Here is a 13,543-nt window from a genome sequence, read left to right on the forward strand (position 1 = left end):
TGACAATTAATAAAAAAATTATTTAAAACCAATTTTTTCTGCTATACCTGAAAATTCCGTTTTCTTATTTCCTAAGTTATAGATTTTATTTTGTAAAGTCCACCAAGTAATTCCAAGTTCAAGAGAGTTGGCCCTTTCAATATATTTTTCTGCAATTTTAATTGAATTTTCCTCTATCTTTTGGTTATTGGCGATTTTATTTGTTTTTATCCCAAACTTTAAAACTTCATCAGCCTCAAAACCCAAAACTTCCAATACGGCAAACTCTATTATATTTTTTATTCTTTTTAAAACAATTTCGTTTAAACTAAAACTCTTAACATATTTGATAATTTCTTTGCGTCTTTCTTGAGTCATATCATCAGAAACAACCAAAGCAAGAGGAATATAACAAATTATTTCCGACCACAATTCGGAACAAGGTTGATCATATTGTGCCTCTTCAAAGCTATCAAAAACCGAGACTAAATTAAGAGCAACAGGCAAAAGATATTCTTTATTGTTTTTTGCCATATTACTTAGCATAATCAAGGTTAATGCCTGTATTTTATGTTTCGCCAAGTCTTTAAAACCTGTTGTTTCTTCAACTCCGTTTTCCCTGACGACTTTGATAAAACTTTGAAACAACAAACTTATATCACTCTGATTCAAAATTATTTTCTTATATACATTGTGGTTTCCATAGTTTGGATCAAGCGGAAATTCCCAATAAAAGGCTAATTCTTGTCCCTTTTCTTCATTATAAAAGCGTACTCTTACCTTACCCTCAGCACTTTTTTCTGTTTTTCTAATAAATTCAAGTAACTCAACAGACACATAAGGCCAAGACATAGTAACGGGAACTTTATCGCTTAAAGCTTCGCTATAATCATCTTGAGGAATTTTTCGCATTAACATAAGAGCCGAAAGTGCTTGCAAACAAATGCTTGCCATATTTTCACGACGAGGCAAAATTTTTGCATTAAAAAGTTCAAGACCGCTTCCAACTTCAGGCTTATTAGATTGAGCATAAGCCAGCTCATGTTCTATCAAGGAGGTTAAATCTTCACCGCCAAGTTTTTTTAAAAGATCAGTGGCGTGTAAGGCATAGGTCAAGGCATTTAAAGGTTCAAGTCGAGAAATATCATCAAAAAACCAAGCACAACTGGCTAAAGAGGCTAAACCTTGTTCCTGCATAGTCAATAAAATTTCCGCTTTACCCGCATCTTTTTTATCTTTTAAACAGCCTTCAAAATATTCTGTGGCATATTCAGGTTTGGCCAAAACTTTGCCGTAATTTATCAAGGCTTCTTTAGGATCTTTAAAAATATTTTTGCCATATTCAAAATAAAAATAATCTAGCTTTGCCTTTACTTTTTCCAAACATGAACGTAACGGAGTACGCCATTTTTGGTTCCAGCCCGTGTGTCCTCCATCAGTACAACCACAATCACTCCGCCAACGTTCTATCCCATGCACGCAACTCCATGAGGAAGGTTCATGCAACAACACCTTAAATTTTGGCGGATTTTTCGCTAAAAAAGACGCATAGTTGGAAAGCTCCACTCCGTCTCGATTATTAACACACTGTTCAATTACATACGCCAAAGCCATTTCGCCAAATTTAAAATGATGTCCATATGTTTCGCCGTCTGTACTAACCGCCAACAAGCCTTCGCCTGATGCCTGATTAAGGCGTTGCCAATAATTTTCGCCATTTTTTAAAAGTTGTTCAAACGCCACGGCTTGGGAGATAGGTCCGTTATAAAAGAAAACCGCAATACTTTTTCCTGATGGTAATTCAACAAAATAGGGAAAACGAATATCAAGGTTCTGTTCATGAATATATTCCCAACTATCCGAAGATAAAGAGGAAATCGCTTTTGCCTGTCTTGGTGCTAAAATTGTAAAATTAATATCATATTTCGCCAAAACTTCCAAAGAGGCAATATCAACGGCACATTCAGAAAGCCACATTCCTTCGGGTTTTCTGTTATAACGTTTTTCAAAATCAGCAATAGACCATGCGACTTCCAACTCTTTATCAAGTTCTGAGGCGAGAGGCATTATAATATGGTGATAAATTTGAGCAATGGCATTACCATGTCCAAAACGCTCAAAACTTTTTTGGTCTGCTTCAATTAACTTTTTTGATAAATCGGAAGAACGCCTATCTATCCACTTCATTAAAGTAGGACCAAAGTTAAAGCTTATCCACTCATAACAGTTGATAATATTTACAATTTTACCATCAGCATCAACACGACGTGCATAAGCAAGAGGTAAATAGCTTTCTTTTAAAATACGCTCATTCCATAAACGCTCGGGGGCAGCACTAGCTTCACTTAAAATAGAACCTAGCCAAGGGTCTTCTCTCGGCGGTTGATAAAAATGACCGTGAATACATACCTGACGCATTTAATGCCTCCGTCCGACTCAACATATAAATATTTATTAGAGAATATCATATTATAAAAATAAGGTAAACTAAGACAAGCGAATTATCAGCACACAGCTCTATACTTTTTATCGACATTTACACCGCAATTCTTTAACATAACATATATAATACCATTGCAAAGCTCCGTTTTGCGTACTTTGATCATCGTTTTATGCTCTGTATGCGTACAGCATAAAACGTCTTAAGCCACAAAAACTACTCATTTACCGGAAAATTAAATTTTCCCTTTATTTCGAGGGTTTCACCCCCGAAGCCCCCAAAGCCACTGGCAGGCAAAGCCAGCCTAGTGGACTATTATTTCGAGGGTTTCACCCCAGAAGACCCCAAAGCCACTGGCAGGCAAAGCCAGCCTATTGGAGTGTCTTTCTAACAAAAGCCACTTAGATATTTTATGATTGATATTTAAACATATACATAATATTATAAAAAAAATTTAACTTCTCACAACAGGTTCAAAATAAATCATGAAAAGAACTATCCTTATCAGTACAAAACGCATTATCTTATTCGGTCTTTTTATATTAATCACACTTATTGCCATTCGCACATATTTTGTGCTTGGTGGACCTTCTTTACAACTTTGGCATACTGTTATTCCCAATGAGATGAAAGAAACGGAGTTAAATAAGGCAACTTGGAATGATTACTTAAAAAGAGAAGAACAATTGTTTTTGGAAGTACGCCAAAAAGTTACGGAAAAATTACCGGAAGACCAAAAGACCCCCTTAAACCGTTATTATGAAAACAGTCGAATTTATCCACCAAGTTTTAACCAAGACTGGAACAGGTCTTATGCATTAAATAAAATAGAAAATCCTAAGGGTGCGGTTGTTTTTTTACACGGTTTAACCGACTCGCCCTATAGCTTGCGTCATATTGCAAAGCGTTACAACGAAATGGGCTTTATCGCTCTTGGAATAAGACTGCCTGGACATGGAACTGTTCCCGCCGCTTTAAGAGAAGTTGATTGGCAAGATTGGGTTGCCGCCACTGAATTAGCAGTAAAAGAAGCAAAAAGTTTGTGTAGACCTGAGGCTCCGTTACATATTGTCGGTTTTTCAAACGGTGGTGCTTTGGCTGTAAAATATACCCTTGATGCCCTTGAAAATTCTCAAATGGCACGTCCTGATCGTGTAATTTTAATATCTCCAATGATCGGGATTACTCGATTTGCCCGTTTTGCCAGAATATTCTCACTGCCCGCCTTTTTACCCATGTTTGAAAAAACAGCATGGCTCGGCATAGTTCCTGAGTTTAACCCTTTTAAATTTAACTCTTTCCCTGTGAACGGAGCGACTCAATCTCACCGTTTAACAATGGAAATTCAAGATCAAATCTTAGAACTGGCGAGAAAAGGGACGCTAAAAGACATTCCGCCTATTCTTACCTTTCAGTCTGTTGTTGATTATACGGTAAGTACGCCTGCGATTATTTCGCATCTTTACGCCCACTTACCGCCTAATGGCAGTGAGCTTGTGCTTTTTGACGTAAACCAAGCCACAACTTTTGCCTCTTTAATGCGAACAACTTTTGGAAGTGCGCTTGATCGTATCTTGCCTGAGTTACCACAGCCTTATAAAATTACCGTAATTGCAAACGCAGCCCCACATAACATAAATGTTGTCGAACGCACAATACTTGCCGGAGAAACAACTGAACAGATTCGTCCCCTAGATTTAATTTATCCGCCTCAAATTTTTTCGCTATCTCATGTTGCCCTGCCGTTTCCGATGAATGACCCGCTTTACGGAATGACGCCCGACCCTGAGACTAAAAATGAATTTGGAATAAATTTAGGAACGATAACCGCTCATGGCGAACGCGGTGCTTTAGTCATCAGCGTTGATTCCCTATTTCGTATTTCATCAAACCCCTTCTTTCCTTATCTCTTGGAAAGAATTGAAGAAAAGATTTTTATAACAAAAGAAAACGTTCCCGAAAGTTTAAAAACTCAAAAATTCGCCAATCCTAATCCTAAAATGAGTAGTGAAGAATACGAAAAAATGTTAGATTATGATGATGAAAAGTTAATAACGCCTTAGGTTTTCATTGAACTAAGCAAAACACTCACAAAGCATAAAAGCCCCATAAACTCAATGTTCATGGGGCTTTTTATTATAGTTCTAATTAATATAAACTTCTATTTTATTCTTGGGCTTCTTTCTTTGTCAACTTCCATTCACTCATGGTTTGCAACCATTTGTACAATGCCGGAATAAAAATAATACCGACAACGGTGGCAGCCAACATACCGCTAAAAACGGTAGTTCCGATAATCTGACGACTAGCGGCACCGGCTCCGCTCGCAAACATTAACGGCATTACCCCAAAAATAAACGAGATAGCCGTCATCATAACCGCACGAAAACGAGTTTTAGCACCCTCAATAGCCGCATCATGGATACTCGCCCCTTCCTCTCGCCGCATTTTTGAAAATTCCACAATTAAAATTGCGTTTTTGGCCGCAATACCAATAAGCAGAACCAGCCCGATTTGTGCATAAATATCATTAGCAAAACCTGCTAAACCTAAACCAATTAAACCACCGCTGATAGCGAAAATAACCGAAAAAATAACTGTCATTGGAATAGTCCAACTCTCATATTGAGCAACAAGGAACAAATAAGCAAATACACAAGCCGCTATATAAATAAAAACAGCCTGATTTCCTACTTGTTGTTCTTGATAAGACATTCCGCTCCAAGCACGATCATAACCATCAGGCAAGTTTTTCTTTAAAATATCTTCCATAATTGCCAAGGATTCACCACTGCTCACGCCCGGCATCGGACTACCACTAATAGCTATTGTTCTAAACTGGTTAAAGTGTTGAATAAAAGGCGAACCAATAGTTTGGCTTACCTTCACTACACTATCTAAACTAACTAACTGTCCATTATTGTTGCGTACTTTTAATTGAGAAATCTGAGAAATACGTTCACGATATGGCATATCATTTTGCAACATTACCCTAAAAACACGCCCTTGATAATTAAAATCTCCGCCGGTTATACTACCGAAAGCCGCTTGAAGTGTTCCAAATATGCGACTTGGTGGAACTCCAAAAAGTGCCGCACGATCACGGTCAAGCTCTAACGCCACTTGAGGCACAACCGCACTTGAAGTAGTAAACACTCGTGTTAATTGAGGATGTTGATTGGCTAATGTGATAATAGAACTACTCACCATAAACAACTCTTGCATAGACTGCCCGCTTAAGGCCTGAATACGCAGGTCAAACCCAGACGCATTACCAAGACCAATAATCGCCGGAGGGCTTTGTGCTATAATAAAAGCAGACGGAATAGTATTTAACTCAGGCTGTAGACGGTTTATAATATCTTCTACATGCGGGCGTTCGCTCCAATCTTTTAAAACCACATACCCAAAAGCTGAGTTTGTGGCCGCTGTACCAGAGAGTAAATTATAGCCCGTAATTAAAATAATATCTTCAAAACCTTCTTGGCGTTTAACGATTTGTCTGGTTTGTTCAACAACCTGAGAAGTTCTGGATAAAGACGCTCCGTCGGGTAACTGAATACTAACAATAAAATAACCTTGGTCTTCGTTTGGCAAAAAACCTGTTGGAAGCAATTTAAAACCTAACCAGGTAATTAAAACTGCACCAACCATACCTAATATCGCAACAAAGGCAAAACGACTCACCTTTGTAGCCAACCACACATAACCATCTCTGAGCTTATCTAAAAAATTGTTAAACCAAACAAACAATTTTCCTGGTTGTCCTGTGTTGCGTCTTAATAAAGTAGCACAAAGTGCCGGACTTAAAGTTAGTGCGGCAATACTGGAAATAGCCATTGATGCCGAAATAGTTACGGCGAATTGTCTAAACAAAGTACCGGTAATCCCTGGTAAGGCGGCAACAGGCACAAAAACAGCCAACAGTACCAAAGTTGTGGCTATAATCGGACCAGCTATTTCTTTCATTGCTTTTTTGGTGGCTTCAACACTGCTGATATTCGGGTCTTCGTCCATTAAACGTGAAACGTTTTCCACGACAACAATAGCATCATCAACAACCATGGTTAACGCTAAAATAATCGCAAAAAGACTAAGCGTATTTGCCGAAAAACCAAAAGCATATAAAACAGCAAAAGTACCTACTAAAGAAACAGGAATAACAATAGATACAATAAAAATTGCTCGAACATTTTGCAGGAAGAAATAAACAACCGCTAAAACTACAATAAAAGTTAAAGTTAAAGAGATTACTATTTCATTCATGGTAGCCGAAACAAAGTCGGTAGAATCATATTTTATATCATAGCCCATACCGCTAGGAAAAGTAGGCTTTAACCTTTCCATCTCTTTATGAACAGCGTCAGAAAGTTGTAAGGCGTTCGCCCCCGGTGCTGGGAATACTGCTAAAAACACTGAAGGTGTATCATTTGTAGCCGCATTAATTACATAATTTTCCGCCCCAAGCACTGTTGTCGCAACGTCTCTTAAACGCACAAAAGCACCGTTTGTATCTGAGCGTAAAATAAGGTTACCAAAACCCTCGGCAGAACTTAAACGCCCTTGGGCAACAATCGTTAATGTTTGTTGTTGCGTTTCGGAGCTTGGAGGCGAACCAACCTGTCCGGCAGCCGCCAAAACGTTTTGCTCTCTTAACGCCTGAAGAATCTCAGGGGTTGTAATGTTTAAAGCGTTCATGCGACTTGGATCAAGCCAAATACGCATACTATAATCACGAGCACCAAAAAGTTGAACTACCCCAACGCCAGGAATACGAGCAATAGAATCACTAACGTTAATGCTGGTAAAGTTGCTTAGTGCCAACTGGCTTTGACTACCATCAGGCGAATACATACTTACACCGAGCAAAATATTCGTAGAACGCTGGCGAACTTCAACACCTTGATCTATAACTTCAACAGGTAGGCGAGCGTTAACTTGTGCCACCCGATTTTGCACTTCAACAGCCGCTAAATCAGGATTTGTACCCGGAGCAAAAGTAATATTTAACTCATAGTTACCGTTATTTGAAGCCGTTGACTCCATATATAACATGCCGTTAACGCCGTTTACTTCTGCTTCAATAGGAGCAGCAACAGCTTCACTGACATCATTGGCGTTTGCACCCGGATAAAAAGCACTAACGCTAATAACGGGCGGAGTAATGTCCGGCAATTGTTCCACCGGAATAAATCTTAAAGCCACAGCCCCAACTATCGTTATCACTAAAGAGATAACCATAGCAAATTTAGGTCGACTGATAAAAAAGTTTAACATATGGACTTCCTTATTGTTCTAACCTTATTGGTCTAGTCTTGGTGCAAGTGGTGCAATAATTGGATTAACAGGTACATCTGGTCTAACACGCTGTAAACCCTCAATAATTACTTTTTCGCCAACTTTTAAACCTTCACGTACGACAAATTCTTGCTCAAGTTGAATGCCAAGTTTAACTCGACGTCTCTCAAATGAGTTATCATCATTAACAACTAATACAAAAAAACCTTCTCGATCTTGTTGTAAAGCGACAATAGGAACAACTTCAACAAGAGGAGGTTCTTGAGCATCTATAGTAACATCAACCGCACCACCGGGTAATAAAATATTATCGGGGTTATTAAATCTGGCTCTAACGTCAACCGTGCCGACTTGAGTATTAATTCTATTGTCTATGGAATCAAAAACACCTCTGGTTGGGAAGATAGAACCGTTAGCAAGGCGTAGCTTAGGTGCAAAGTCTTTTCCCAAAATATCCAGTTTTAAATCGCTACCGCCTGAACTGGCAGTAATAAAATCACGCTCACGAATACCTATAACAACACGAATAGGGTCAAGCTGAACAATATTGACCAGCGAACCTGAGGCTAAATTAATAAAACTACCTACATCAAAACGAGTATGCCCTATACGTCCTGCAACGGGAGCAGTAATTTTAGTAAAGCTTAAGATTAACTCTCTGGCTCTAAGAGCGGCTTCGGCTTGTAAGACGTTAGCACGGGCAACATCTCTGTCTGCTTGTGCTTGGTCGGCGTCCGCACGAGAAGTTGCACGGCTTCGAGCTAAAGCATCAATACGCTGAAAGGTAACAGTCGCAAGATTTAACGAAGCGTTAGCACTGGCTAATCTGGCTTTAGCTTGGTCAATTTCGGATAAATGAACATCAGGGTTAATTTCAAAAAGAAGGTCGCCGGCTTTTACCATTTGTCCTTCTTTAAAATGCACTTTTTCAATAAAGCCTTCTGTTCTGGTTAAAACATCAACAGCGTGAATGGCTTCTACACGCCCTAGATAATAAAGGGTTTGAGTTGCCGGTTTTTTTTCAATAATAGTTACAGTAACCGTCGGAGGTGGAGGTGCTTGAGCCAACAAATTAAAGGGTACAAAAAGACAAAGAAAACACAATGCCAAACTGTACTGTATATTGCGTTTTAGTTTCATATATTAAGCCTCCGTATTCACGATTAAAAAGAAAATTATTGGTTAAGTTTAAACTTGGCTTTTATAAGTATCTTACGAACAAAAGCACTTTAAAGTTATTGTGGTGTACTCTCAAACTGTTCTGCTTCTTGACGTATTTTATCAAGTAATTGATGTTGTTCTTCTAGTTTTTTATCAATAAGTGTTTCATCACCGTATATTTTAGCGGCTTCTTCTTCGTACAAATGATATTCTTTATTATAAAGATCAGGCTCTTGGCTTGTTGTTGTTGTCAAGCTATAGACTGAAAACACTGCAAACAACGAAATACAAGCAAACAAAGCGGCTTCGGGTTTTGTAAACAGAGTTTTATTTTGCTCTTTTCTAGCTATAAAAAACAGACTTGAACCAAGCAAATAAAGCACCGATGAAAGCATTACATAATATGCTCCACCTGAGATAATCATACCACTAGCATATAAGGTAGCTAACGCAGCTTTAATTAAATCGCCTTTACGTTTTTTGTCGCCACCTTCATAAGTTTCGCCGGTAATAGCAAGCTTAAGACCATAAGCACCCACCAAAAGATAAGGAAATAAAGTCATGGAACTGGTCATTGATAAAGCGAGGCTAAAGGCATAATCGGCAAAAGGGGTAAGCACAAGAAAAATTTGAATTAAAATGTTAGAAATCCATAAAGCAGCGACAGGTACTTTATTTTTATTTTCTTTAGCTAAAAAAGCAGGCATGGTCTTATCTTTGGCTGCGGAAAATAATACTTCGGCCGCCAATAAACACCAAGAAAGATAATTTCCTAAAATAGAAATCAATAAACCAACACTAATAAAAACAGAACCCCAACGCCCAACAATAATTTCAAAAATTGCACTCATAGACGGGGTTGGAAGACCGGCAAGGACATGTTGTTTTAAAACGCCATAAACCGGTACTGTAACTAAAAACAAGAGACATAACACCCCTAAAAAGCCTAAAACAGTCGCAACGCCAACATCTTTACGGTTTTTAGCATAACGAGAATAAACGCTTGCACCTTCTATTCCCACAAAAACGAAAACAGTAACGAGCATAGTATTACGCACTTGTTGCAAGACAGAAGAAAAGCTCGTATCTTCCCCGCCCCAAAAGTTTAAGGAAAACATTTCAGAGTTAAAATTCATAATGACAACAAAAATAAAAACAAAAATAGGAATTATCTTAGCCGCAGTAGCAATAGTATTGAGCATTGCCGCTTCTTTTATTCCACGAAGTACCAAAAAATGAAAACCCCATAAAATAAAGGAAGCTCCGATCAAAGAGGCTATCGTCGTTCCGTCGCCAAAAATAGGAAAAAACATACCAAGCGTTGCTTTAATTAAAACCAAACAGGCAACATCAGCAAAACAACAACCTATCCAATAGCCCATAGCGGCACAAAACCCCAGATAACTACCAAAACCTGCTTCGGCATAAGCGTAAATACCGGAATCAAGGTCAGGTCTTCGGTTAGACAGATTTTGGAAAACAAACGCTAACATAAGCATTCCAAAACCGGCTATAGACCAAGCAATTAACGCCCCAAACACACCGGTATTACGAGCAAAAATTGAAGGTAAAGCAAAAATCCCCGACCCGATCATAGACCCCATAACTAAAGCAATTAAAGCATAAAGAGAAAGTTTTTGTGTGTTTTCTGAACTCATTTTTTAAACTCCGCATTAACAATAAAATTATACAACATACTCTTAAAAAACAAAAAAAGTGAAAAAATTCAGATTAATTCCAACGCTTATCAGCAGTAATACAAACAGAAAGCCATAATTCTTCTAAAGGTTTATCACAAGCTTTCCAAATTTCTTCACGCAGGGCATCTTGTTGGGCGATAGTTTGTAAATCACAATCAGGTTCAACCAATATATTGACTTCAACAAAATATGATTGCCCAACTTTAACAACGTGGGTTGTATATTTAAGAAGTTTATATCTTGTTGAAATTTCCAACATTGCTGCATTAACTTTTTTAAAAATAACATCTTCTGAATGTGTAATAAGCAATATTTCCGGAATGTTCCGCTTTAAAACTCGAATAGGCAGAGGCAACAAACACAAAGAAATAACGGCAACCATAGCACTATCTGCGTAACGCTCCCAAAGGCTGAGAAACGGTTCATTTAACACAAAGACAAAAGCAAAACCGATAAAAGTAATAAAACTAAAGACAAAGTCCATAAACCATTCTTTAGCATCATTGCGTACAAATTGTGAATTAATTTGCTTTGAAACTATTACTTCATAAAACCAAATAGCAAAACAAATCAAGCCTGTAACAATCGTAAAACCAATAACAAGATCTGTATCGGTTTTTCCACCGCCTGCTCTTATTCCTCCAATTCCACTCACAAAGGCATAAAGACAAATAATCAACAAAATTAAAGCATTAGCACTATGAATTAAAGGTTCGATATGAGCATAACCATATTGAAAACGGTTGTCTTCAGGTCGAGTTACAATTCTGGCTCCAAATAAATTTAACCAAGAACCGGCGAGGCTGACCATAGAGTAAACACCGTTTAAGACAACTACGCTAGACTTAATGTATACGCCGTAAACAAGACTTCCTACAGCTAAAAAAACTAGAGTATATAAAGAAATTTTTAAAGTACGTTGTTCTATTCTTTGAACTTCGGCTTTGGGTAATTGAGCTATTTGTGTGGAGGTTTGAGAATTTGGCATATGCAACTCACTTAATAGTCTTTTATACAAAAGTATCCAATCTAAAAAATTATAGCTTTAACAAAAGACCAAGCAATTCAAAGTATAAAAACTTGGTCTTTTGTAGCTATTTATTGTTTTTTAGCTGAATCAAGAGCGGCTTGAAGCTTTGCTTGATCTTCATAAGATAATGAGGATTGAATGATAGTTCCACCATATTTTTCAATTTCCGGTAAAACTTTATCTACGGTAACACTACGCACTAAAATAAATAAAGCCGAAGTATTATTTTGAAGTGTGGAAGCGAGGTCTTTCATGAACTTGTCATTAATACCAATATCGGCTAACGCCCCAGAAGCCGCACCGGCAGAAGCACCAACAGCAGCACCAAGCAAGGGATTTAAAAAAATCAAACCAACCAACATACCCCAAAAACCACCTGATACAGCACCGGCAGCGGTTAGATTAGTAATTTGATGTAGTTTAACTTTACCATTTTTATCTTTAACAGCAACAACAGCATCTTCAAGATCTATAAGATAGCTAAGTTGTAACTTTTCAAGAGTCAATCGAACTTCTTCGGCTTTGAAAGCATCAGGGTAAGAAACAACAATAAGAGTAGAAGCCATAAGAAATCTCCTTCTTTACATATTACACAAACCAATATAAGTGCTTAATATAATACAATTAAGCACTTATATTATAAATAAATCTAATACAGTAGCTTAATTAAAAATCAATTGCATCACGGATTAACGGACAAGTCATACAGTGTCCGCCACCACGACCGCGTCCAAGCTCGCTACCTGAAATGGTAATTACTTCAACTCCGGCTTTACGAAGCAAGGTATTGTTAGCTGTATTACGGTCATAAGCAACAACAACACCCGGAGACAAGGCAACATAGTTATTACCGCTGTCCCATTGTTGACGCTGTGTCGCATAGGCATTACCGGCAGAAGCAACAACACGCAGTTTTTTAAGACCAAGAGCAGAGGCAACAACATCAGTGAAAACCCCTTTATCTTTACGCAGCTCAATTCCGCTTGGTTTATCGCTTGGATAAATAGAGAAAGTCTCAACTTGATCCATAATCACAGGGTACATACTTACAACATCACGATCACAGAAAGTAAATACGGTATCAAGGTGCATAGCGGCACGCAGTTTTGGCATAGCCGCAATGATTACACGTTTAGCTCCGCCTTTTTTAAATAAACCGGCTGCAACTTGGCTAATACCCTGCCAAGAAGTACGTTCACTCATACCGATAAGCACAACGCCATTACCGATAGGCATAACGTCTCCGCCTTCAACGGTCGCCATGCCGTGATGCTGAGTCGGATCGCCCCACCAAATTTCAAACTTAGCATCTTTAAAACTTGGGTGAAACTTATAAATAGAGGTGGTTAAAATTGTTTCTTCGTGGCGAGCCGGCCAGTAAAGAGGGTTTAGAGTTACCCCACCATAAATCCAACAGGTTGTATCACGAGTATATAAAGTATTTGGAAGCGGTGGCAATAAATATTGTGCAACGCCCGGGGCTTCTTTTAACGCTTTAAAGATTTCTCCGCCGTGTCCTTCCGGAATATCATGGATAGATAAACCACCAATCAAATATTCAGCTAAAACACGAGGTTGCATTTCGTCTAAATAAGCACGGATCTCATCAACCAAACCCACACCGACTTCGTTTACGACAATTTGTTGATCAAGTATCCATTTTCTGGCAGCAGGATTTTCTAAAGTTTCTGCCAAAAGATTGTGCATTTCAACAACGTCAACACCGTGTTCACGCATTTTATTGATAAAATCAAAGTGATCACGTTTAGCTGTTTCAACCCAAAGAACATCATCAAACAACAATTCATCACAGTTTGTCGGGGTCAAACGGGTATGTGCCAAACCCGGGGAACAAACCATAACCTTACGCAATTTACCAACTTCAGAATGCACACCATATTGAGTATTAGTAGTCATAACAAACTCCTTTATAAA

At 38.3% G+C, this 13,543-nt stretch carries 8 protein-coding genes; 1 reads left to right on the forward strand and 7 read right to left on the reverse strand.

What is annotated here, in order from left to right; translation table 11 throughout:
* Window positions 1–18: 18 nt before the first annotated feature.
* Window positions 19–2,397: a DUF3536 domain-containing protein gene (locus tag BT999_RS03265; RefSeq protein WP_072696341.1), complete on the reverse strand. Its 2,379-nt coding sequence runs from the start codon at window positions 2,395–2,397 to the stop codon at window positions 19–21.
* 507 nt (window positions 2,398–2,904) lie between these two features.
* On the opposite strand from BT999_RS03265, the gene BT999_RS03270 reads away from it, so the two are divergent.
* Entirely contained in the window at window positions 2,905–4,482 is a 1,578-nt protein-coding gene (locus BT999_RS03270; protein ID WP_072696342.1) for an alpha/beta hydrolase, read from the forward strand.
* Between the two features lie 103 nt (window positions 4,483–4,585).
* On the opposite strand, the gene BT999_RS03275 is transcribed toward BT999_RS03270, so the two are convergent.
* From BT999_RS03275 to arcA, 6 genes are all read right to left on the reverse strand, one after another.
* Window positions 4,586–7,696: an efflux RND transporter permease subunit gene (locus BT999_RS03275; protein WP_072696343.1), complete on the reverse strand. Its 3,111-nt coding sequence runs from the start codon at window positions 7,694–7,696 to the stop codon at window positions 4,586–4,588.
* Window positions 7,697–7,720: 24 nt separating this feature from the next.
* Entirely contained in the window at window positions 7,721–8,857 is a 1,137-nt protein-coding gene (locus BT999_RS03280; protein ID WP_084650571.1) for an efflux RND transporter periplasmic adaptor subunit, read from the reverse strand.
* 95 nt (window positions 8,858–8,952) lie between these two features.
* Window positions 8,953–10,536: a basic amino acid/polyamine antiporter gene (locus BT999_RS03285; RefSeq protein WP_072696344.1), complete on the reverse strand. Its 1,584-nt coding sequence runs from the start codon at window positions 10,534–10,536 to the stop codon at window positions 8,953–8,955.
* Window positions 10,537–10,609: 73 nt separating this feature from the next.
* Window positions 10,610–11,566, reverse strand: coding sequence for a cation diffusion facilitator family transporter (locus BT999_RS03290; RefSeq protein WP_072696345.1), 957 nt, complete (start codon window positions 11,564–11,566; stop codon window positions 10,610–10,612).
* Window positions 11,567–11,676: 110 nt separating this feature from the next.
* The gene (locus tag BT999_RS03295) at window positions 11,677–12,174 is read right to left on the reverse strand and encodes a DUF1269 domain-containing protein (protein ID WP_072696346.1); all 498 of its coding nucleotides are present in this window, start codon (window positions 12,172–12,174) and stop codon (window positions 11,677–11,679) included.
* A gap of 100 nt (window positions 12,175–12,274) precedes the next feature.
* On the reverse strand, window positions 12,275–13,525 hold the full coding sequence (gene arcA, locus BT999_RS03300) for an arginine deiminase (RefSeq protein ID WP_072696347.1): 1,251 nt from the start codon (window positions 13,523–13,525) through the stop codon (window positions 12,275–12,277).
* Window positions 13,526–13,543 lie beyond the last annotated feature (18 nt).

The organism is Desulfovibrio litoralis DSM 11393 (genome assembly GCF_900143255.1).
GTDB lineage: Bacteria > Desulfobacterota > Desulfovibrionia > Desulfovibrionales > Desulfovibrionaceae > Frigididesulfovibrio_A > Frigididesulfovibrio_A litoralis.